20 protein-coding genes and 1 pseudogene are annotated in these 22,369 nt (G+C 70.6%); 11 read left to right on the top strand and 10 right to left on the bottom strand.

Annotation, left to right across the window (positions count from 1 at the left end):
• The first annotated feature begins 122 nt into the window (after positions 1-122).
• The 8 genes from dacB to ACWGJ5_RS21420 all read left to right on the top strand — a co-directional run bounded on the left by dacB (position 123) and on the right by ACWGJ5_RS21420 (position 10,494).
• On the top strand, positions 123-1,490 hold the full coding sequence (dacB, locus tag ACWGJ5_RS21455) for a D-alanyl-D-alanine carboxypeptidase/D-alanyl-D-alanine endopeptidase (RefSeq protein ID WP_453311255.1): 1,368 nt from the start codon (positions 123-125) through the stop codon (positions 1,488-1,490).
• A gap of 126 nt (positions 1,491-1,616) precedes the next feature.
• Positions 1,617-2,849, top strand: coding sequence for a cytochrome P450, cyclodipeptide synthase-associated (locus ACWGJ5_RS21450; protein ID WP_453311254.1), 1,233 nt, complete (start codon positions 1,617-1,619; stop codon positions 2,847-2,849).
• A 112-nt stretch (positions 2,850-2,961) separates the two neighbouring features.
• On the top strand, positions 2,962-3,354 hold the full coding sequence (locus ACWGJ5_RS21445; RefSeq protein WP_453311253.1) for a nuclear transport factor 2 family protein: 393 nt from the start codon (positions 2,962-2,964) through the stop codon (positions 3,352-3,354).
• Positions 3,355-3,601: 247 nt separating this feature from the next.
• The gene (locus ACWGJ5_RS21440) at positions 3,602-5,602 is read left to right on the top strand and encodes an AAA family ATPase (RefSeq protein ID WP_453311252.1); all 2,001 of its coding nucleotides are present in this window, start codon (positions 3,602-3,604) and stop codon (positions 5,600-5,602) included.
• Positions 5,603-5,739: 137 nt separating this feature from the next.
• Positions 5,740-7,227: an MFS transporter gene (locus ACWGJ5_RS21435; RefSeq protein ID WP_453311251.1), complete on the top strand. Its 1,488-nt coding sequence runs from the start codon at positions 5,740-5,742 to the stop codon at positions 7,225-7,227.
• Between the two features lie 54 nt (positions 7,228-7,281).
• Positions 7,282-7,722 (top strand): SRPBCC family protein, encoded by a 441-nt coding sequence (locus ACWGJ5_RS21430; RefSeq protein WP_453311250.1) that lies wholly within the window; start codon positions 7,282-7,284, stop codon positions 7,720-7,722.
• Between the two features lie 33 nt (positions 7,723-7,755).
• Positions 7,756-9,120, top strand: coding sequence for a carotenoid oxygenase family protein (locus tag ACWGJ5_RS21425; RefSeq protein WP_453311249.1), 1,365 nt, complete (start codon positions 7,756-7,758; stop codon positions 9,118-9,120).
• A gap of 81 nt (positions 9,121-9,201) precedes the next feature.
• The gene (locus ACWGJ5_RS21420; protein ID WP_453311248.1) at positions 9,202-10,494 is read left to right on the top strand and encodes an alpha/beta hydrolase family protein; all 1,293 of its coding nucleotides are present in this window, start codon (positions 9,202-9,204) and stop codon (positions 10,492-10,494) included.
• 40 nt (positions 10,495-10,534) lie between these two features.
• On the opposite strand, the gene ACWGJ5_RS21415 is transcribed toward ACWGJ5_RS21420, so the two are convergent.
• The gene (locus ACWGJ5_RS21415; protein WP_453311247.1) at positions 10,535-11,542 is read right to left on the bottom strand and encodes an NADP-dependent oxidoreductase; all 1,008 of its coding nucleotides are present in this window, start codon (positions 11,540-11,542) and stop codon (positions 10,535-10,537) included.
• 121 nt (positions 11,543-11,663) lie between these two features.
• Positions 11,664-12,368 (bottom strand): TetR/AcrR family transcriptional regulator, encoded by a 705-nt coding sequence (locus ACWGJ5_RS21410; protein WP_453311246.1) that lies wholly within the window; start codon positions 12,366-12,368, stop codon positions 11,664-11,666.
• A 90-nt stretch (positions 12,369-12,458) separates the two neighbouring features.
• Here ACWGJ5_RS21410 and ACWGJ5_RS21405 point away from each other — a divergent pair, with 90 nt between their 5' ends.
• The 3 genes from ACWGJ5_RS21405 to ACWGJ5_RS21395 all read left to right on the top strand — a co-directional run bounded on the left by ACWGJ5_RS21405 (position 12,459) and on the right by ACWGJ5_RS21395 (position 15,738).
• Positions 12,459-13,511, top strand: a complete 1,053-nt coding sequence (locus tag ACWGJ5_RS21405) for an alcohol dehydrogenase catalytic domain-containing protein (protein WP_453311245.1) — start codon at positions 12,459-12,461, stop codon at positions 13,509-13,511.
• Between the two features lie 155 nt (positions 13,512-13,666).
• Positions 13,667-14,125 carry a DUF485 domain-containing protein gene (locus ACWGJ5_RS21400; protein WP_453311244.1) on the top strand — a complete coding sequence of 153 codons (459 nt, stop codon included), beginning with the start codon at positions 13,667-13,669 and terminating at the stop codon, positions 14,123-14,125.
• Positions 14,122-15,738 (top strand): sodium/solute symporter, encoded by a 1,617-nt coding sequence (locus ACWGJ5_RS21395; RefSeq protein WP_453311243.1) that lies wholly within the window; start codon positions 14,122-14,124, stop codon positions 15,736-15,738. The genes ACWGJ5_RS21400 and ACWGJ5_RS21395 overlap by 4 nt, the downstream gene beginning before the upstream one ends.
• Before the next feature lie 35 nt (positions 15,739-15,773).
• On the opposite strand, the pseudogene ACWGJ5_RS21390 reads toward ACWGJ5_RS21395, so the two are convergent.
• The 8 genes and pseudogenes from ACWGJ5_RS21390 to ACWGJ5_RS21355 form a co-directional block, all read right to left on the bottom strand.
• A pseudogene (locus ACWGJ5_RS21390) lies at positions 15,774-16,061 on the bottom strand (ATP-binding protein); the annotation flags it as partial.
• Between the two features lie 233 nt (positions 16,062-16,294).
• A complete protein-coding gene (locus ACWGJ5_RS21385; protein ID WP_453311242.1) occupies positions 16,295-16,720 on the bottom strand; it encodes a PucR family transcriptional regulator in 426 nt (141 codons plus the stop codon).
• Between the two features lie 10 nt (positions 16,721-16,730).
• Positions 16,731-16,922 carry a hypothetical protein gene (locus tag ACWGJ5_RS21380; RefSeq protein ID WP_453311241.1) on the bottom strand — a complete coding sequence of 64 codons (192 nt, stop codon included), beginning with the start codon at positions 16,920-16,922 and terminating at the stop codon, positions 16,731-16,733.
• A gap of 476 nt (positions 16,923-17,398) precedes the next feature.
• Entirely contained in the window at positions 17,399-18,676 is a 1,278-nt protein-coding gene (locus ACWGJ5_RS21375) for an ABC transporter substrate-binding protein (protein WP_453311240.1), read from the bottom strand.
• A gap of 5 nt (positions 18,677-18,681) precedes the next feature.
• The gene (locus ACWGJ5_RS21370) at positions 18,682-19,830 is read right to left on the bottom strand and encodes a branched-chain amino acid ABC transporter permease (protein WP_453311239.1); all 1,149 of its coding nucleotides are present in this window, start codon (positions 19,828-19,830) and stop codon (positions 18,682-18,684) included.
• The gene (locus ACWGJ5_RS21365) at positions 19,827-20,708 is read right to left on the bottom strand and encodes a branched-chain amino acid ABC transporter permease (RefSeq protein ID WP_453311238.1); all 882 of its coding nucleotides are present in this window, start codon (positions 20,706-20,708) and stop codon (positions 19,827-19,829) included. Before ACWGJ5_RS21365 ends, ACWGJ5_RS21370 begins: the two co-directional genes overlap by 4 nt.
• Positions 20,709-20,713: 5 nt before the next feature.
• A complete protein-coding gene (locus tag ACWGJ5_RS21360) occupies positions 20,714-21,508 on the bottom strand; it encodes an ABC transporter ATP-binding protein (RefSeq protein ID WP_453311237.1) in 795 nt (264 codons plus the stop codon).
• Positions 21,505-22,263 (bottom strand): ABC transporter ATP-binding protein, encoded by a 759-nt coding sequence (locus ACWGJ5_RS21355; protein ID WP_453311236.1) that lies wholly within the window; start codon positions 22,261-22,263, stop codon positions 21,505-21,507. The genes ACWGJ5_RS21360 and ACWGJ5_RS21355 overlap by 4 nt, the downstream gene beginning before the upstream one ends.
• Between the last annotated feature and the right edge of the window lie 106 nt (positions 22,264-22,369).

The raw sequence follows: 22,369 nt of genomic DNA, 5'->3' as shown, positions 1-22,369 counted from the left end.
GTACCGGTCCAACGCTCCGCGCATACCACGCCGGTGACGGCCAGGGCCAAGTGTGATGGCCGGTGCAGCGCGCTTGACCTTCCCTTTCCCAAGGCCCCCCTTCCTGAAAGCCTCGAACCCCGATGACCGAAATAGCTGCCATGACACCCGAGCGCACCTTCTCTCCGGGAGGCCGGCGCCGGCACCGCAAGCCCAGACAGAATGGCGCGGGAACCGGCCGGCGCCGGGCCCTCGTCCTCGCCATGGCCGTGCCTGTGGCGTCCGCCGCCCTGGCGGGTCCGTCCGCCTTCGCCGCCCAAAAGGGTGTCGGTACGACGGCCAAGACCCACGACCTGGACACCGGCGACCAGCAGATGGCCACGAATCTGAAGACCCGGGTACTCGATCAGCGACTGGGCTCGAACGTGAGCGGTGTGGTCCTCGACGCGGACTCGAACACCACCGTCTGGGGCCACAAGGCCTCCACCGCGCTGATGCCGGCGTCCAACGCCAAGCTCGCCACTTCGACCGTCGCCCTGCACGTGCTCGGCCCGCAGCACCGGTTCACCACGAAGGTCGTCTACGGCCACGGCACCCTGACCCTCGTCGGGGGCGGCGACCGCACCCTGAGCACCGCCGACCTCGCAGAGTTGGCGAAGACCGCGATCGCCGGGCTCAAGGCCGCGGGCCGGACCACCGTGAAGGTCACCGTCGACGACAGCCTTTTCCCGGAGCCGACCCTGGCCAAGGGCTGGAACGACGGCTACTACCCCGACACCGTCGCCCCGGTCCGCGCGCTGGTCGTCGACGGGCACGGCGTCCAGGACACCTCCATCGACGCCGGGCAGGTCTTCGCCGAGCAACTCGCCGCGGACGGCATCACGGTCACCGGTCACGTCGCCCGCGCCACCGCGCACCCCACGGACGTTCCGGTGGCCCGGCACAAGTCGGCGCCGCTGTCGGACATCGTCCATACGATGCTCAAGCACAGCGACAACGACATCGCCGAGACCCTGCTGCGGATGACCGCCCTTGGCGCCGGCCGGCCGGCCACCTTCGAAGGCGGCACCGAGGTCGTGCGCCACGTGCTGAGCCGGGTGTACGGCGTTTCGCTCGACGACTTCGAGCTCTACGACGGCAGCGGCCTGTCCCGGGCCGACCGCATCCCGGCCGCCACCCTCGCGCGGATCCTCGAACTGCCGGCGCAGCCCCGCTACGCGCACACCCTCGGCTCCGTCCTCGACGGCCTGCCCGTCTCCGGCGAGGCCGGCAGCACGCTCGGCCCGGAGTACGGCCGCTTCGACGACGCCCACTCCAAGTGCGCGGTGGGCAAGGTGCACGCGAAGACCGGCACCCTCACCGGCGCCATCGCGCTGAGCGGTCTGACTCAGGGCAAGGACGGCAACTGGAAGGTGTTCTCCTTCGTCGAGAACGGCGCCACGGCCGACCCGAGCACCATCAAGGATGCCTTGGACGACCTCGCGGCGACCGTCAACGGCTGCTACGCGTAACGGATTCAGCCCCGCTACTGGTGGGCTCTGGTATTCCCAAGTCGCAGGCTGCTTGGACCGACATGGTGACAAGGCCGCCCCCGCTTCCGCCCCCTCCCCGCGCTCTGGGAAGCTTTCGTCGTGCCCATGGTCAATCCCCGTTTCAGCATCCTGTCCGAGGACTTCGCGGCCGACCCCTACCGCTGCTTCGCGCGGCTGAGGGACCAGGCACCGGTGCACTACGAGCCGGCGATCGACAGCTATTTCCTCTCCCGCTACCCGGACGTGAAGCGGGTACTGACCGATCATGAGACGTTCACCACCCAAACGCTCCAAGTACGTGCCGAGCCAGTGATGCGCGGGCCGGTCCTCGCCCAGATGACCGGCGCCGAGCACACCGCCAAGCGGAAGATCGTCGTGCGTGGCTTCACCGGGCAGGCCCTGCAGGACCAGATACGCGCCATCCACGCCAACGCCGCCGAGCTCATCGCACCCTTTCTTCCCCGGGGGCGGCTGGACCTCGTCAACGACTTCGGCAGACCCCTGGCCGTCTGCGTGACGCTCGACGTTCCCGGCCTGGACAAGAAGGACTGGCAGCAGGTCACCGCCTGGCACAGCGGGGTCGCCGAGTTCATCACCAGCATCGTCCTCACCCCCGAACGCCGGCGGCACTGCATGGACTGCGCCGAGCAACTGGAGGCCTACCTCGTTCCCGTCATACGAGAACGCCGCCGCCACCCCGGCGAGGACCTGATATCGAGGCTGTGCACCGCCGAGTTCGACGGCATCACCATGAGCGACCGCGAGGTGACCGCGCTGATCATCAATGTCCTGGCTGCCGCCACCGAGCCCGCCGACAAGACCCTCGCCCTCCTCTTCAAGCACCTGATCGACCACCCCGAGCAGATGGCGCAGGTCCGCCAGGACCCGACCCTGCTGCCCGCCGCGATCGCCGAGACACTGCGCTACACCCCACCTGTCCAGCTCGTCCCCCGCCAGGCGGAGCGGGACACCGTGATCGCCGGCAGCACCGTCCCGGCAGGTGCCACCGTCTTCTGCATGATCGGCGCAGCCAACCGTGACCCCGCCGCCTTCGCCGCCCCGGACGCCTTCGACATCCATCGCCCGGACCTGGGCACCGCCCGCTCCTTCACCGCCGCCGCCCAACACCTGGCTTTCGGCACGGGACTCCACCAGTGCGTCGGCGCAGCCTTCGCACGCGCCGAGATCGAGACTGTCGCCGCGATGCTCCTCCCCCTGCTCGACCAGGTCCGCCACACCCCCGGCTTCGGCTACCGGGAGACCGGCCTGTACACCCGCGGCCCCGTCTCTCTCTGCGTGGACTTCACTCCCGCCTCCAGCACTCCCGAACTTCACTGACTTCTGTACGTCCCTGCCCGGTTCACCGGCCCGGCGGGGCGGGCACCGCCTTCCCCCAGCCGCAGCGGCCGGTCCCGCCCTGTACCGCCATCCTCTTCGGGAGAAGACCGAGATGACAACGACCGACATCACCCGCGCCATCAACGACCTGCTCTTCAACCCCGGCCTCGACCTCGCCGAAGCCCTCGACCGACACTTCACGCCCGACTACCGTCAGCGCACCGACGGTGTGTGGAGCGACCGGACCGCCTTCGCCCAGCACATGACACGCCTCCGCTCCCTGGTCCGCAGCGGACACATAGAGGTCCACGACGAACTCCGCGACGGGCTGCGCTACGCCGACCGTCACACCGTCAGCGTGACCCAGCACAACGGCCGCACCTCTCGCACCGAGGTCTACCTGTTCGCCCGGTTCGCGCCCGACGGTCGCTTCCAGCGCGTCGAAGAGACCACCCTCCTGGTCACCGGCCACCCCGACGACGGGAACCTGGGGCTCATCAAGTGACACGGACGGGACCTTCGGCACGTGCTGCCTTCTGGAGGTCCTCATGGGGCCCGCGCGAACCTCGCGAGGCTGAAAACCGTCTGTGCGAACGAGTGCGCGGCGTGGTCTCGGCCGGCCGGAGCGGGACTGCGTAAAGAGGGGGCGGACCACCGCAGCACGTGCCTCGTGCCGGTGCCCGTCTCCGCGAGGACCGGTGGACATCTCCGGGCATGGCGTCCGGTGCCGAGACATGGGGACGGGAGCGGCCATGGCGTCCGTGGGTGAGAGACTGAGCAGAGCGCGCATACGGGCCTTCGTCGGCCGGGACGAGGAACTCGGGCGCTTCGAGAGGGCCTTGGCCGGCGATCCGCAGGCGCCGTTCGCGTTCTACGTGTTCGGGCCGGGCGGCATAGGGAAATCGACGCTTCTGCGGTGCCTGGCGGACCAGGCTCGTGCGGCAGGCCGGCTGCTCGTCGAACTGGACGGCCGTTTCGTCAGCCGGGACCCGGACGATTTCGAGCGCGCGGCCGGTCCGTTCCTGGACGTTCCCGGCACGGTCCTGGTCCTGGACTCCTTCGAGCACTGCCAGTGGCTGGAAAGCTGGCTGTGGCAGCACTTTCTGCCGCGCGCCGCCGACGGCACCCTCGTCGTGCTGGCCGGCCGGCTCACTCCGCAGCCGCAGTGGACCGCCGACCCCGCCTGGGCCGGGCTCCTGCACGTGACCGAGCTGCAGCCGTTCTCCGAGGAACAGGCCCGGAGCCTGCTGGCCGCGGCGCGGATCCGGCCCGAACTGCGGGACCGGGTGCTCCGCTTCGCGGGAGGCAACCCCCTCGCGCTGTCCCTCGCCGCGGCCGCAGGATCGACGGGCTGCAGCCGGGAGGAGATCTGGTCCCCTTCGGCGGACGTCCTGCGAACCCTGCTGACAGGGCTGATCGGTGAGGTGCCCACGGCAGCCCACCGCCGCGCCCTGGAGGTGGCGGCACAGGCTCATTCGACGTCCGAGGAACTGCTCACCGCGGTGCTGCCCGAGGAGGACGCCCATCTGCTCTTCTCCTGGCTGCGGGACCTGCCCTTCATGGAGTCCACGCATCGGGGGCTCCACCCGCACGACGCGGCACGCGAGACACTCGCCGCCGACCTGCGCTGGCGGGCTCCCCACGCGTTCGTGACGATGCGCCAGCGATTGGCGGAGGAATACCTGCGCATACTGCGCGAGGCACCCGAGGAACGCGTCTGGACCGTCATCGACGAGCTGTTCTACCTCTTCCGCGAAGGGAAGATCCTGGCCCGACTACGGACCTGGTCCCGCGAGGACGAGGTGCACGACCGCCCGCTGCACCCGGACGACATGGACGTCGTGCTGCGGATGGCAGAGGAGACCGAGGGGTCCGCCTCGGCACAACTCGTCCGCTACTGGGCACAGCGCCAGCCGCAGGCCTTCAGCGTGTACCGTCTCGTCGCTACGGGCCGCATCGTGGCGTTCACGGCCCGACTCGCTCTGCCGGCCCCTCCCGACGCCCAGGACCTGGCCACCGATCCCGTCGTCGCCGCAGCGTGGGAGCACACCGACGCCACCGCACCGGTGAACCCCGGCGAACACATCGGCATAAGCCGCTTCTCGGTCTACCCCGAGCGGTACCAGGTCCCCTCCCGCGTCATCGACCTGAGCAGTTCCCGCGCCCAGGCGGAGGCCGCCCGCGCCCGCGCCCGCGCCTACGGCTTCGCCGTCTGGCGGGATGCCGAGACCTGGGCCGAGCGTGTCGAGGGCACCCTCAGCGACACCGGTGCGCGACCGCGGGTCGGTGAGCACACCTACGGCCTGTTCGGCGTCGACTGGCGCCAAGTGCCCGTCGAGGCCTGGCTCAACCGCTTCATATCGGCCGCGGACGACCCTGCCCCGTCCGGGCCGTCGGGCTTCTCGCGCACCGGGTTCGACCAGGCCGTGCGCGAAGCCCTGACGCACTGGAGGGACCCGGCCGCCTTCGCTGCCTGCGCCCTGACGCGCACCCGGCTGGCGGCCGACCTCTCCGACCCCGTCCAAGAACTGCGGGCCCTGCTGCGTCAGGCCGTCGACGACCTCGCCGGTGACCCGCGCGGCCTGCGCGCCCGCGAGGCCCTGACCGCGGGCTACTTCTCCGGAGCGCCCACCCAGGAGGCCGCCGCCCGCCGCCTCGGCCTTCCGTACGGCACGTACCGGCGCCATGTGCGTCAGGGCCTGGACCTGCTCTGCGAGGCCCTGTGGCAGCAGGAGCTGCACGGCCCCCGATAGCCGCGGCAGGGCGCCCGACGGCCACGGCAGGCGCCCGCCGCCGGCAGGACCGGGTGGACAGGTGCGGACAGGAGTGGACAGTCGTCGCCCCTGACAGACCTGGATAGTGGACACCGCTGCGCACGAGTCTGTGCGCCATGGACCTCACACGCACACAGCCGGGGCGGACACCGCCCGGCTCGCGACAGTCAGCCGTGCTCGCGGTGCTCGCAGCAGCCCAGTTCACCGTCATGCTCGCCACCTCGATCGTGAACGTCGCGCTGCCGCAGATCCGCGCCGGGGTCGGCCTGTCGGACAGTGGCACCACCTGGGTGGTCAACGCCTACGGCCTGGTGTTCGGCGCGCTGCTGCTGGCCGGCGGGCGGGCGGCCGACCTGCTCGGCCGCCGCCGGGTGCTGGCCGCCGGCCTCGCTCTGTTCGCGGTCGCCTCGCTGGCAGCGGGAGCGGCCGCCTCCCCGGGCGTGCTGATCGCGGCCCGCGCCGTCCAGGGCCTCGGTGCCGCCGCCATCGCCCCGGCCGCGCTGGCCCTGACCATGGACCTGTTCCCGCCCGGCCCCGGGCGCGGCAGGGCACTGGGCGTGTGGGGCGCGGTGTCCGGGGCCGGAGGAGCGGGCGGCGTCCTGCTGGGCGGTGTCCTCACGCAGGCGTGGGGCTGGTCATGGATCTTCTACTCCGTCGCGCTGGGGACCGCACTGGTCCTGGCCGCCGTGGTGGCCCTCGTCCCACGGTCGGCCGGCCGCGAGGCCGAACGGTTCGATCTGCTGGGCACCGTCGCCGTCACCCTGGCCCTGACCGCCCTGGTCTGGGGGCTGACCACCGCACGCGGCGACGGCTGGACGGACAGCCGGGTGCTCGGCGCCCTCGGCGCCGCCGCCGCACTGCTCGCGGCCTTCGCCGTGATCGAGCTCCGCCGGCCGAACGCACTGATACCGCCACGGCTGTTCACGACGGGCCGGGTGGCCGCGGGCAACCTGCTGATGGCCCTGCTGGGATCCGTGTGGATCGCCCTGTTCTTCTTCCTGCCGCTCTACCAGCAACAGGTCCTCGGATCCAGCCCCCTGGCGGCCGGGGCGGGCCAACTCCCGCTCGCCGTCGCCAACATGCTCGGATCAGCCCTGGCCCCGCGCCTGTCCCGGCGCACCGGCGCCACCGCGACCGTGACGGCAGCCCTGCTCACCGAGGCCGCGGGCCTGCTGTGGCTGTCGCGGATCAGCGCCGACGGGAGCTACTTCTCCGACATCTTCGGTCCGAGCATCCTGGTCGGCCTCGGCCTGAGCATCGCCTTCGTCCAGCTCACCGCTCTCGCCGTGGACGGCGTTCCGCCACAGGACGCGGGCCTGGCCGGGGGACTGGTGAACACCACCCGCCAGGTGGGTGGCGCGATCGGACTCGCCGCCCTTGCGACGCTCGCCGGATCGGTCACCGCGCACGCCGCGGTCCACCGGTCGCGCGTGGAGGCGCTCACCGCGGGCTACCGGGTCGCGTTCACCGTCTCGTCCGCGCTGCTCTTCGGCACTGCTCTCCTCGCGCTGCTCCTCACCCGCCGTACCGGTGAGCGGACCGCAACCACCCCCACGTGCCCGGCCACCGGCCCGCACACCCCACGAACCTCCCGCATCGCCTGAACCGATGGATCAGCCGCACCACCGGCACATGCCATCAGGAAAGGAAGCACATCCATGGTCACCATCGACGAGACCGCCCCCGTCATCGTCCGCCTGAGCACCGTGATCGACGCCCCGCTCACGACGGTGTGGGACCTGCACACCGACGTCACGGCATGGCCCACCTGGAACGCGGACATCGACCAGGCCGCGACCAACGGTCCGCTGGGGCCCGGCAGTTCCTTCAGCTGGCGAACCCACGGACTGGACATCACCTCCACCGTGCGCGAACTGGTCCCCGGCGAGCGGATCGTGTGGGGCGGCCCCGCCGACGGCATCACCGGCATGCACGTGTGGACGTTCGAGCAGGACGGCGACCACGTCACCGTCCGCACCGAGGAGTCCTGGAGCGGCGCCCCGGTCGAGGCCGAGGCCGACCGGCTCGGCAAGGCCCTCCACCAATCCCTGGAGAGCTGGCTCTCCAGCCTCAGGACCCGAGCCGAACAGACCGTCTGACAACGCATCACATCACCGAATGAGGTTTCTGCCATGACTGCTGACAAGCCCTACCTGACCGGCCACTACACCCCCGTCGCCGACGAGGTCACCGCCACCGAACTCACTGTCGAGGGCACCCTGCCCCCCGAGCTGACCGGCCGGCTGCTCCGCAACGGCCACAACCCCAAGCCCGGCGTCACCCCGACCCACTGGTTCAAGGGCAGCGGCATGGTCCACGGCATCCGGCTGCGCGAGGGCCGCGCCGAGTGGTACCGCAACCGCTGGGTGCGCACCCCCGCCCTGGACGGCGCCCCCTACATGACCGAGCACGGACCGGACCTGACCGCCAGCACCGCCGGCACCCACGTCATCGAGCACGCCGGACGGCTGCTCGCTCTGTGCGAGGCGAACTACCCCTTCGAACTCGGCCAGGACCTGGAAACGGTCGGCGCGTACGACTTCGACGGCAAACTGCGCACCGCGATGACCGCGCACCCGAAGGAGGACCCGCTGACGGGAGAGCTCCACTTCTTCGGATCCTCGCCGTTCCCGCCCTACCTGGTGTACTACGTCGCCGACGCCAAGGGCGAGATCGTCCACAGTGCCGAGGTGCAGGGAGCGACGGCCTCGCTCAAGCACGACTTCGCCATCACGCGCCACCACGTGGTCTTCGTCGAGGGCAACGTCACCTTCGACCCGGCCGACCACTCCGGCATCCCCTACGGCTGGAGTGACCGGCAGCCCTCCCGCATCGGTGTCATGCCCCGCGGGAAAGACGGCGCCAGCCACATCCGCTGGTTCTCGATCGAACCGGGCAACATGCTGCACGTCGCCAACGCCTACGAGGACGGCCAGGGCCGCATCGTCCTGGAGGGCCCCACGGTGGACCGCGAGGGCTTCCACCTCTCCTGGAACTGGTGGATCGGCGCGCCCGGGCGCGGCAGTGAGCCCGTCGCCCGCTCCTACACCCGCCGTTGGGTGGTCGATCTGACGGCCGGCAGCGTCGACGAGCAGATCATCGACGACCTGCCGGTGGAGTTCCCGACTCTCAACGAGGACTACCTGGGCGCCGAGAACCGCTACCAGTACGCCATCTCCTTCCCCGACGAGAAGGGCTTCGGCGGCTACGGCCTGGTCAAGTACGACCGCACCAGCGGTGCCCGCCGCGTCCACCAGGTCGGCGACGCCCGCATGCCCAGCGAAGCCGTGTTCGTCCCCGCTGCCGGAGCAACCCGCGAGGACGACGGCTACCTGCTCACCGTCGTCTCCGACCTCAAGCAGGACGCCTCGCACCTGTTGGTCCTCGACGCCTCGGGCCTCGACCGGATCGCCACCGTCCACCTGCCCCACCGGGTGAGCGCCGGACTCCACGGCTCCTGGATCCCCGACAGCGCCCCCGAGCGGAACCGGGGCTGACCACCACCCGCCCTGGGGGACGGGCACGACTCGTCCCCCAGGGCACCGGCCCCCCGAGCCCCCTCACGACAAGGAGCGATCATGAAACCCCTGCTGTTCCCGAAGGACGCCCAGTTCTGGTACGAGACCCTGCGGTCGTTCGGCCACATCACCTACGGCGGGGCCGACTTCGGCGAGGTCGTCTCGACGAGCGTACGCATCGTGGAGGGCGATTACGGCAGTTGGCACGACGAGTGGCTGGCCACCGCCGACCGCGTGTCCGCCGAGGCCCGGCGGGCCCTGGCGCAGGGCCACCCGGTCAGCGCCCGTGACGGATTCCTCCGGGCGTCGAACTACTACCGGTCGGCGGAGTTCTTCCTGCACGGGTACCCGTGCGACCCCCGCCACCACCACGCCTACGAACGCAGCGTGGAGTGCTTCCACGCCGCCGCGGAACTGTTCACCACCCCACGGATCGAGCCGGTCCGCATCCCCTACGAGGGCGGCACCCTGCCCGGCTATCTCTACCGGGCCGACGCCTCCACGACGGCCCGGCCGACCGTGGTCATGCACAACGGCTTCGACGGCACGGCCGAGGAGATGCACTTCTTCGGAGCGATGGCGGGTGTGGAGCGCGGCTACACCGTCCTCGTCTTCGAAGGCCCGGGGCAGCCAGGGCCGCTGCACCGCGACGGACTGGTCTTCCGTCCGGACTGGGAGAACGTCGTGGGCCCCGTCCTCGATTTCGCGCTGACCCTGCCGGAGGTCGACGGGAACCGGGTCGCGCTGCTCGGCAACAGCATGGGCGGACTGCTGGCGCCGAGGGCGGCGGCCTTCGAACGCCGGCTGGCCGCGGTGATCGCCCTCGACGGCGTCTACGACCTCGGCCAGGCGGTCACCAACGTCGTACCCGGCGACCGGGACGAGGCCGAACGGCGGCTTCGCGCGGATTCGGACCCCGAACTCGACGCCACGCTGGACCACTTGATCGCCACCGACCCGGTCATGCGGTGGGCGCTGAACCACGGCATGTACGTGATGGGAGCCGGCACCCCCCGCGCCTTCGGTGCCGCCTATCTCGACTACCACCTCCGCGACGGCCTCGCCGAACGGATCGAATGCCCCACGCTGGTCTGCGAGGCCGTCGAGGACCTGTTCTTCGGCGGGCAGGCCCGGCAGCTCTACGACCACCTCACCTGCCCCCGGACCCTGATGGAGTTCACCACGGCAGAGGGCGCCGACGCCCACTGCCAGGCGGGCGCCCAGCGACTGGCCCTCGCCCGCATCTACGACTGGCTGGACGACACCCTGCGGCACGGCCCACGGCCGACGCGGTCAGCCACGGACGCCGACACCGTCGCGGCGGACCAGGGGCAACAGCCGACTCAGCTATGAGCTGTGCCGTGTGCTGGCGCGGCCCCAGTCGCGTCAGCGGTCACGCCAGCTCCAGGACGAGCTTGCCGACGTTCTGCCCGCGGAAGAGCATCTGCAACGTCTCGGGGAAGTCGTCCACGCTCCCCCGCACCACCTGTTCCTTGACCTTGATGCGGCCGGCGCCGATCCAGGCGGAGATCTCCTGCGCCGCCTGCGCGTAACGCTTGGCATAGTCGAAGACGACGAAGCCCTCCATGCGGGCGCGGCGCACCAGCAGCGAGAGGTAGTTGGAAGGGCCCTTGACCGGCGTGGCGTTGTTGTACTGACTGATCGCACCGCAGATCACGACGCGCGCGTGCATCGCCAGCCGGGTCAGGGCGGCGTCGAGGATGTCCCCTCCCACGTTGTCGAAGTAGACGTCGATGCCGTCGGGGGCATGGTGACGCAGCGCTTTCCTGACGTCTTCGGCGCGGTAGTCGATCGCCGCGTCGAAGCCCAGTTCGTCGGTGAGCATGGCGCACTTCTCCGGCCCTCCGGCGATGCCGACGACCCGGCAGCCCCTGGCCTTCGCGATCTGTCCCGCGATGGTGCCGACCGCGCCGGCCGCCCCTGACACCACGACGGTCTCGCCGTCCTTCAGGGCCCCGACGTCCAGCAGACCGAAGTAGGCGGTCATGCCGGGCATGCCCAGCGCGCCGAGATACGTCGAGGGCGGGGCCAGTGAGGTGTCGATCTTCATGGCGCCCTTGCCGTCGGAGATCACATGCTCCTGGACGCCGAACACGCCGACCACGTGATCGCCCGGCTGGAAGTCGGGGTGGTGGGATGTGGTGACCTCGACGACCGATCCGGCGCGCATCACCTCACCGATGCCCACCGGCGGCAGGTAGGAAGGGCGGTCGTCCAGCCAGCCCCGCATGGCCGGGTCCAGGGAGATGACACGCGTCCGTCCGGCGAAAAGTCCGGAGCCCGGCTCTTCGACGGGCCCGGAGCAGTGCTCCCAGTCCTCGGGCTTCACTTCGCCCACGGGGCGGGCCGCCAGACGGATCTGTCGGTTGGTCACGGACATCGCGCCTCCTGTCGTTCAGGGCCTCGCTGCAGGGTACCGACCAGTAGGTATGTCGAGGTGTGTGATGTTCACCACGCGCAGCACCCCGGCGTTGTCCAGTTCGGCCGCAAGGCCGGACCGGTCAGCGCGTCGAGGCCTTCCGCTCGAACCCGCCCTTGCGGTCTCGCTCCTGCAGCAGTCGCCCGGTCTGCGCGGACACCGGCGCGGCCAGCAGCGCGGTGACCAGGTCGACCAGCCGGCTGGTGAACAACCGGTCGTCCCTGCGAGGGCGTCCGGCGGCCCGGGCGGCGAGTTCGGCGTGGCAGAACCGCATGGCGGTGAAGCGGGTGTGGAACACCGCGATGGACTCGGGAGTCAGCAGCGGCTCCACCAGGCGCCGCCAGGGATAGATGCTCGACCCCTCCGTCACGACGGCCTCGACCAGGGGTTCGGGGCGGTTGAGCAGTTCGGCCACGATCTGCAGGAACTCGCGGCCGCCGTCGGGGTCGGCGAGTTTCGCGGCGGCCGGCAGCACCAGTGCGGCGGCGAGGGACCGGAGATCCACGGCGCCACTGTCCTCGCACTGCTGCAGCAGTACCTCCCGGCAGGCGTCCACCGCGGGGAGGTGTTTGTCGAGCACGGCGCGCAGCAGACCCGCCCGGTCGCCGAAGTGGTACTGCAGGGCCATGGCGTTGCGCTGGCCGGCGGCCCGCTTGATCTCGTTGAGCGACGCACCGTCGACGCCCTTCGCCGCGAACAGCTGCTCGGCAGCCCGGATGAGGGTGGCGCGCGTGTCACCCGCCTTCCGGCTCCGAGGCGACGTGGCCTGCGTCTCATGTGCTGTCACGAATGCCCATGCTAGCGTCGCCCCGCCGAAGTAATACGCGTGCATTAATGACTGATAAATGCGCCTTGGCGCGCTGCGGGAGTCAATCCAGTGAAGGCACTGACCTACCACGGCCCCCACGACATCCGCTTCGAGGATGTCCCCGACCCGGCCGTCACCAGCCCCACCGACGCGGTCATCCAGGTCACCACGGCCGGCATCTGCGGCAGCGACCTGCACATCTACGGCGGCCACGGGTTCACCCCGGAGACCGGTTACACCCCGGGACACGAGTGCGTCGGCGTGGTCGCCGACACCGGCGACCGTGTCACCCGATTCAAGCCGGGCGACCGCGTCCTGGTTCCCGCCTCGGTCGGCTGCACGCTGTGCGGAACCTGCGCGAAGGGACTCACCGCCAGGTGCGAGCGAGCACATGCGCCGACGGACCTCTGTTACGGAGTGAGCCCGGGCCTTCCGGGGAGCCAGGCCCAGTTCCTGGCGGTGCCCCATGCCGATGTCAACCTGGTGCACCTGCCCGAAGGCATCTCGGACGAGGCGGCCATCGTCCTGACGGACAACGCACCCACGGCCTGGTACGGCTGCCGCCGAGCCCGCATTCAGCCCGGCGAAACGGTTCTTGTCATCGGCCTGGGCCCGGTCGGCCTCATGGCCGCGCAGTCCGCCTTCATGATGGGTGCGGCCCGTGTGCTGGGCGTGGACCTGGTCGCGGAGCGCCGGGCCTTCGCCGAGACCCTGGGCGTCGAGCCCGTCGAGGGTGAGGATGCGCGAACGGCCGTACGGGAGATGACGGCAGGGCGCGGGCCGGACGCCGTGGTGGAGGCCGTGGGCTCGGACGCCACCATCGGGCTGGCCCTCAAAGCCGTCCGGCAGGCAGGACGGGTCAGCGTCATCGGCGTCAGCCAGAGCAAAGCCTTTCCCTTCCACATGGGACTGGCCCAGATCAAGGAGCTGGAGTTCGCCATCGGGCTCTGCTCAATCCATTATGAGCTCCCTGCCCTGATCCCCCTCGCCCAGGCCGGCCGGATCACGCCGGAGGCCGTGGTCTCCCACCGCTTCGCCCTCTCGGACGGCCCCGCGGCGTACGAGCTGTTCAACAGCCGCGCCGCCGGTGTCCGCAAGATCCTCCTCGACCCCGCCCGTTGATCCTCCGCCGTCCGCCGGTCTCCGCTCGGCGGAACCGCATCGTCCCTGAAACGTGACCCACGGCAGACTGACAGTCATCCCAACCAGTCGGTATGGTGCGCGGCATTCCTCCCCGTTCACCTCCACGGATCCGAGCCGTGGTGGAAGGCAAGGCCATGACATACGCCGACGAGAACCCGTACCCCCCATCAGGGCCGACCGGTTCGCCGTGGTCCCGTACCGAGCCCCAGTGGTACGGACACGACGCCCCCGGACACGACTGGTACGGGCGAGCCACCTGGGACGAGCCGTACGCGCACCAGGCTCGTCCTCAGCATGACGACCTGACCGCCCTCCGCTCGGCCTACCGGCTGCTCCGCCGGATCTCCACACTGACCGCGCTCGGCTCCTTCGTGGTGTACGTCGTGCTGTCCTGCTGGGCGCCGGGCCTGATGGGGTCCAAGATCGCCGGAGAGCTGAGCCTGGGAATGGCCCTGGGGGTCCTCCAGCTCGTGGTCACCTTCGCGGCGGTCTTCTGGTACGGACGCAGCGCCCGACGCTCGGTGGATCCGCTGGCCCGCGCCGTCAGGGAACGGGCGGTCCCCACCGGCCGGAACGCGGGAGTGGCGAAATGAACAACTTCGGTTCCGGGACGCAGGCCACCGTCCTCATCCTGTTCACCGCCCTGGTCACCCTCACGCTGCTGATGTGCGTGATGGCGGGACCGGAGCGCGACGACCTGACGAACTTCTACACCGGCTACCGCTCCCTCACCCCGCTCAAGAACGGGCTTGCCATCGCGGGTGACTACATCTCGGCGGCCACGGTGCTGAGCACCACCGGCATCGTCGCGCTCGCCGGATACGACGGCTACGTCCTCGCGGTCAGCACGGCCCTGTCCCTGGTGCTGCTGATGTTCCTGCTGGCCGAACCTCTGCGCAACGCCGGCCAGTTCACCATGGGCGACGTCCTGGCCCGCAACATGCCCGGGCGGGCGGTGCGTGTCGCCGCCTCCGTGGTGACGCTCGCGGCCACCCTGCCCTTCCTCGTCGTCCAGCTCTCCGGCGCCGGGTCGCTGCTCACCTTCATCCTGAACCTGCCGCACGTGGCCGGTGCCAGGACGGTGTGCATCGTCATCGTAGGCAGCCTCATGATCATCTATGCGGCGCTCGGCGGCATGCGAGGCACCGCGCTCATCCAGATGATCAAGATCGTGCTCCTGATCGGCACCAGCGCCGTCGTCGCCGCCCTGGTCCTGAACCGCTTCGACTGGAACCCCGGCGACGTGCTCAAGGCCGCGCAGCACGGCAGCGGCGCGGGCCCCGCCTTCCTCCAGCAGGGCCTTCAGCTGGGCACTTCGGCCGCTGAGCGGCTGGACTTCATCGGTCTCCAGATCACCGTGGTCCTCGGTGTGGCCTGCCTGCCCCACATCACGATGCGTCTGTACTCCGCGCGGGACGTGCCGGCGGTGCGTCGCTCCATGTCGTGGGCGGTGGGCACGGTCACCACGTTCTGCCTGCTCGTGATCGTCATGGGAACGGGCGCGGCGGCGCTGGTGGGATCGCGGTACATCACCGCGGCCGACCCACAGGGCAGGACGTCGGTGCTCATGCTGTCGCAGGTGCTCGGCGGGGCAGCCGGCTCCGTGGGCACGACGATTCTCTACTCGGCCGTGGCGGGCATGGTCTTCATCACCCTGCTGTCGTCGGTCGCGGGGATGACCCTGGCCGCGGCCTCGTCGCTCGCCCACGACCTGTTCGCCCATGCGGCGCGGCGGGGACAGGCCGAGCCGCGTACGGAGATGACGGTGGCGGCGTGGACGAGCGTGGCCGTGGGAACCGTAGCCATCGGGCTCTCCGTCCAGGTCCAGAACTGGAACGTCGGCGTGCTGACCACGCTGGCCATCTGCATAGGGGCATCGGCGGTGGCACCCGCGCTCACCTACTCCCTGTTCTGGCGAGGCTTCACGCGCACCGGCCTGCTCGCCACCCTCTACGGCGGAGCGGCCTGCGCGCTGCTGCTGATGGTCTTCTCCAGGGCCGTTTCGGGCACACCGTCCGCCGTCTTCCCGAACGCCCACTTCGACCTGTTCCCCATGCAGTCCACCGGGCTTGTGTCCGTCCCGTTCGGCTATCTGGCGGGCTGGCTGGGCAGCCGGCTGGACCACCGGCGCCGTACAGCCGCCGGCCTCGAGAACCGGCGGCTGTACGAAGAGAGCGAGGCACGGCTGCTCGCCGCGGCCGAATGACCACGGCGGCGGGGCCCCAGGACAGCCTGGGACGGTCAGGCGAATGGGCCGGTCAGTGACTGTTCTGTCCACACGGTCTTGCCCTCGCGGGTGTAGCGGGTGCCCCAGCGGTCGGTCATCTGGGCCACCAGGAACAGGCCGCGCCCGCCCTCGTCGGTGGTGCGGGCGCGGCGCAGATGGGGTGAGGTGTGACTGGAGTCGCTGACCTCGCACACCAGACACCGTTCACGGACCAGCCGCAGGGTCGCGGGGCCACTGGCGTAGCGGTAGACGTTGGTGACCAGCTCGCTGGCGATCAACTCGGTCGTGAACGCCAGGTGTTCCGGGTTGCTGGACTCCGACGCTGCAGGCCCCCACGCGTACCACCGGTCCTGCCAGGGCCTGCTCCGGTTCCTCGCCGCGCGAGCACCGCCAAGGCGGCGAGGTGCGGGGCGAACGGATCGTCGTGGCTTTCGCTGAACTCCTTCATCCGCTTCTCCACCGCTGGACACCACCTTGTACTCGGTCGCTCGGCGCTCCCCGTGCACGCTGGCCTGCTGATGCCATGTAAGCAGCCTCACGGAGGTCTCCCCAGCTCACGTGCCGCCAAGGCCCAGCCGAGTTCCACCGCGGTGTCCGGAGCGTCCAGGCTGGTGCCGGTGAACTCCTCGAAACGGCGCAGCCGGTAGCGGACGGTGTTGACATGGACGTGTGCGCTGCGGGCGGCTTCGCGGATGTGCCGTCCCCTCTTCAGGTATTCCCGCACCGACTCCTCGATGAGCGCACCGAACTCCCCCTCCGCCTCCAGTGGGCGCAGACAGCGGTCGAGCAGCGACTCGCCGAGTTCGGGTTCGGCGACGACCGCCACCCGCCAGGACAGGTCACTCAGGTCGTACACCCCGCGCAGTCCGTACGCGCGGGCGGCCTCCAGCATCCTGCCGGCGGTACGGAAGGAGCGGTGGACCGCGGCCAGGTCCACCGACGAACCGAGCCCCGCCGTCACCCGTGCCCTCTCACACCACGGCGAGAGCCCGCTGGAAGTGCCGGTGCCAGATCTGGTCCAGGAGTTCCCGCGGCACCGCACGGTAGGACGGGATGTGATCCGTCAGATCCGCGTGCAACCGCCCGCCCACCTGCCCGCGCTGCGCGGCCATCGCGGCGATGACCAGTTCGAGGGGCACCGCCGCGCCCGACTGTGTGGGCATGGGTCTCACCTTCGCCCCTGTGGTACCGGCCGTTGTGGAATTGAACAATATGCCGTCCTCCGGCCTTGAGGGCGGCACGTACCGTCGGCCAGGGCCGCCGGGGTCACCGACGAGGGGATCCGACGGGTCGGCGCGGGCCCGGACGCCCAGGGGTGGCCGCCGACCGGAAAGGGGACACGGCCATGCCTGAGCCCCGGCACCCCGCGACCACCCACCCGGCCGGGCTGCTGACCGGCCGGAACGTACTGGTCATCGGCGCGGGCACCCGCCCCGGCGACAACCCGAAGGCCCCTGTGGGCAACGGGCGAACGGTCGCCGTGCTCGCCGCCCGCCTGGGAGCCTCCGTAGCCTGCGCCGACATCTCCCCCTCCGCCGCGGCGGCCACCGCCGCCCTGGTCGGCGGCCAACGCGCCCGTGACCTGCCCGTGGTCGGTGACGCCACGGATCCCGACCAGGCCTCGACCGCGCCCGCCGGCTCACCCGGCCAGCGGACCGAACTCCTTGCGGGTGTCCACCGGCTTGCCGAACAGCTGCCACCGCTCGCCCTTGAACCGCATCAGCTGCATCGTCTCGAGCGGGAAGGCGTCGCCCGGGCCCGTGGACATGGTGACCCCGGGCAGCAGGAGGCCCACCTTCACGTTCTTGAGGTTGCGCACCGCGTCCCGCAGCCCTTCCCTGGTCGGGCACTTCATCGCGTCCAGGGCCTGGTGCAGGCTGGAGGCGACGGCCCAGCCGTACGCGTTGAACTGGTTGGCCGGGTCGGCGTCGGGGGCGTACTTGTGCATGGCGTTCAGGTAGGTCTTCATCCCGGGGTCGTTCGCCCACTGCGGGTCGGCGGGGTCCTTGAAGTAGGTCGCCGAGACCACGCCCTGCACGTTCTTGAACCCGACGGGCTGGAGCACGGCGGCGGACGAGGCCACGTTGTTCACGATGTGCAGGGGGTTCCACCCGGTGTTCTTGGCGTCGGCGGCGAGGGCCTGGCTGCCGAACTTGGGGGTGGTGACGTCCAGCAGCACGTCCGCCCTGGAGCGGGCGAGACTCGCCATCTGCGCCGACACGGACGGGTCGGTGACCTCGTAGCTCTCCTCGGCGACCACCTTGATGCCGCTGCCGGCGACGGCCTTCTCGAACCCGCCGAGCAGGTCCTTGCCGAAGTCGTCGTTCTGGTAGAGGACCGCGACCCTGGCCTTGGGCCTGGCCTCCTTGAGGTACTTGGCGTACACGCGCGCCTCGGCCACGTAGTTGGGCTGCCACCCGAGGGTCCAGGGGTGCTTGTGGTCCGTGCCCCAGACAGAGGCACCCGTGGCGACGAAGGGCTGCGGCACCTTCTGCTGGTTGAGGTAGTCCCACACGGCTGCGGTGGAGGGGGTGCCCAGGGTCTGAAACACGGCGAAGACCTTCTCCTGCTCGACCAGTCTGCGGGCCTCCTCGACCGCCTTGGGCGGCTGGTAGCCGTCGTCGCGGACGATGAACTGCACCTTGCGGCCCTCTATGCCGCCCTTGTCGTTGACGTACTTGAAATAGGCGGCCACGCCCTTGCTGATCGTGCCGTACGCGGAGGCCGGTCCCGACAGCGGGTAGATCCCGCCCAGCTTGATGCTCTTGTCGGTGATGCCGGTGGTCTGCTGGCCCTTGCAGGCACCGCCGGCGTCGGTGCCCTGGTCGTCCTGCCCTCGCTGGGTTCCGCAGGCGGTCGCGGTGAGCAGGGCGGCGGCAGCGGCAGCTGCCGCCCGCAGAGCGGTGGTCTTGCGCATGTGATTCATTCCTTTTCCGTGCGGGGCGGTGCGCCCACGGGTTCGGCGTCGGCAACTGCGGGGGCGGCGGGATCGAGGGGCGCGAAGGGGCCGTCTTCGGCCTGGGGCTCCGGCCGCGCATCGGGCGCGGACCCGGTCTCGGGCGTCCGGTCGAGTGCCGCGGCCGCGCGGGGCAGGTGGCGGGCGACAGCGCCCCGGACGCGGCCCGGCAGGCCGGCCAGTCCCGTCGGGGCCACGAACATCACCGCGATGATCAGCAGGCCGAACACCACGCCCGGTGCGGCCTCGTCGAGGTCCTGGGACACGCTCGGCACGTACATCACGAACGCCGCCCCCAGCAGCGGTCCGTACAGCGAGGCGAGCCCCCCGACCACCAGGCCGGCCAGCAGGGTGACGGACAGGACGAAGCTGAAGGAGTCGGGCGAGACGAAGCCGATCACCCAGGTGTACAGGCACCCGGCCACACCCGCGAACATCGCGCTCCACGCGAAGGCGAGGGTCTTGTGCAGCGACAGCCGCACGCCCATGACCTCTGCGGCGCTCTCGTTGTCCCGCACGGCGAGCAGTGCCCGGCCGACCCGGGACCGCAGCAGGTTCCGGGCGAGCAGCAGGGCCACCGCGGTGACGGCGAGGACGACGAAGTACGTCCACTGGTCCTCGGCCAGCCCGCTCCAGGCCGGCGGCTGCAGCTTTTCCACGGTCAGGCCCATGGAACCGCCGGTCAGCGGTTCGAGGCGCTTGAGCAAGGGCGGCAGGAACACCGCGAACGAGAGGGTGACCAGGGCGAGGTACAGCCCGCGCAACCGCAGCGCGGGCACTCCGAAGCCCAGGCCCAGCAGGAAGCATCCGGCGGCCGCGACCGGCAGCGTGGCGACGTGGCCGGTGTCGTACCGGTCGAGCATGACCGCCGCCGTGTAGGCCCCCGCCGCGAAGAACGCGCCGTGCCCGAGCGAGATCTGTCCGCCGAAGCCGACCAGCAGGTTCAGGCCGGCCAGCGCCACGGCGTACAGCAACACCATGGTCAGCTGGAAGACCTGGAAAGGGGCAAAGTAGAACGGTATGTAACCGGCGACTGCCCCTGCGAGCAGCAGCGTGAGCGCGGTCCGCAGGCGCCGGACGCGGTCCGTGCCGAGTGTGGTGACGATCGTGCTCATGCGCGCTCCACCGCCGCCCGTCCGAACAGGCCCTGGGGCCGTACCAGCAGCACCGCCAGGATGATCACCAGGGGGACGCCCACCTTCAGATCGGCACCGATGACGTCGACGTACGCCCCGGTCAGCGTCTCGGCGACGCCCACGAACAGGCCCCCGACGACCGCGCCCACCGGGCTGTCGAAGCCCCCGAGGGTGGCCGCGGCGAACGCGTAGATCAGCACCCCGCCCATCATGTTGGGTTCCAGGAACAGCACCGGGGCGACGAGCACGCCGGACACCGCGCCGACCGTGGCGGCCAGCCCCCAGCCGAGCATCAGCACCCGGCCCACCCGGATGCCCGACAGCCGGGCGGAGGCCGGATTGCAGGCGACCGCCCGCATCACCAGGCCGATGGAGGTGTGCTGGAACAGCAGGTACAGCAGCCCCATCACGACGGCCACCACACCGATGATCCCGAGCGTCGACCAGTCCAGGCGCACCCCGGCCAGGTCCAGCCCGCCGTCAGGGAACGGCTGTGGGAAGTCCTTCACGGTGAACGACCAGATCAGGCCGGCCAGCGCGTTGACGAAGATGAACAGGCCGACCGTGACGATGACCACCGTCAGCTCGGGTGCGCCCTGCACGGGTCGGATGACGATCCGCTCGACCAGCATGCCCCCGGCGAAGGACACCGCGAGGGTGACCGGCAGCGCCAGCCAGAACGGCATCCCGGACGCCACCAGTTGCCAGGCGACGTACGTCGAGAGCATGGCCAGCTCACCCTGCGCGAAGTTGACGATGCCGGTGAACCGATGGATCAGCACCAGGGCCAGCGCCAGGCTGGCGTACACCGCGCCGGAGCCCAGACCCTCCACCACTTGCTGGAGAAGATCGGTCATGGCGCTCACCCGGCTTTCCGGGCGAGGGCGGAGACACCGAGGTACACCTCGGCGACCTGCCCGTCCTCGCGGATCTGCCGAGCCGGTCCGGACAGCACCAGGCGGCCGGTTTCCAGTACGTGCGCCCGGTGCGCGATGTCCAGCGCGAGCTGGGCGTTCTGCTCGACGACGATCACGGTAGTGCGTTCCTCCTCGTTGACGGCACGGACGATCTCGAACAGCTCGCGGGTGACCATCGGAGCGAGCCCGAGGGACGGCTCGTCCAGGAGGAGCAGCGAGGGCCGCAGCATCAGCGCCCTGCCGATGGCGAGCATCTGCTGCTCTCCGCCGCTGAGGCTGCCGGCGGCCTGACCCGACCGCCGGCGCAACTTGGGGAAGTGGTCGTAGATCCGTTCCAGGTCGGTCGCCACGCCTGCGCGCTCCGCACGGCCTCGTCCCCGCAAACCGGTGCGCAGGTGGGCACCGATGCGCAGGTTCTCCTCCACGGTCAGGTCGTTGAAGGTGCCCCGGCCCTCGGGGACGTGCGCAACGCCGAGCCGGGCGGCGTGCTCGGGCGAGCGGCCCAGCAGTTGCGTACCGTTCAGGGTGACGGAGCCACGGCCGCGGACCATGCCGCACAGCGCCCGCAGTGTCGTGGTCTTGCCCGCGCCGTTGGGCCCGAGGACCGCACACACCTCGCCGCGGGCGACGGAGAAGTCGAGGCCCTGGAGCACGTGGGCCTGGCCGTATCCGGCGTGCAGGCCGGAGACCGTCAGGAAGTCCGCCTCCGTTGTCGCCTCGATCCCGGTGGGCTCGCTCATACGGCCACCCCCAGGTACGCCTCGACGACCGCCGGGTCGCGCTGGATCTCCTCCGGCACGCCCTCGGCGATCTTGCGGCCGAAGTCGAGGCAGACCACCTTGTGGCACAGGCCCATCACGAACCCCATGTGGTGTTCGACCACCACGAGGGCGAGGTCGAAGTCCTGGTGCACCGAGCGGACCAGATCCGCGAATTGGTCCACCTCGCCGTGGCTGAGCCCGTTGACGGGCTCGTCGAGCAGCAGAAGCCGGGGCCGCACCGCGAGCGCCCGGGCGAGTTCGACGCGTTTGAGCGTGCCGAACGGCAGCCCGGAGGCGGGGTGGTCGGCGACGTCCGCGAGGCCGAGCCGTCGTAGCAAGTCGTCGGCCCGGTCACGCAGTTCCCTCTCCTCCCGCCGGACGCGGGGCAGCCGGAGCGCCGCGGCGAGGTGTCCGGTATGCCCTCGGCTGTGGGCGCCGACCATGACGTTCTCCCGGACCGTGAGGCGCGGGAACAGGCCCAGGTTCTGGAAGGTGCGGGAGATGCCGCGCCCGGCCACGGCGTGCGGCGGGAGGGCCAGCAGGTCCTCGCCTTCGAACCGCACGGTTCCCCCGTTGGGAGTGCAGCGCCTGGTGAGGCAGTTGAACAAGGTGGTCTTGCCGGCTCCGTTCGGCCCGATGAGCCCCACGGCGGTGCCCGGCTCGACGGTGAACGCGACACCGTCCAAGGCCGTGATCCCGCCGAAGCGCACGGTGATACCGTCGACCGCGAGCATGAGTGACGCCCCTTCCGACGTGCTGGGGGGGTGGGCGAGCGTCACAGTAGGTCGGGGCCTTCCGGGCGCACATTGGGTGTGAGCACCCAACTTCCCGGTCAGTGGA

This window comes from Streptomyces sp. NPDC054783, assembly GCF_053611725.1.
The sequence above is the reverse complement of the archived record's forward strand: the minus strand, read 5'-3'. Positions and strand labels throughout refer to the sequence as shown.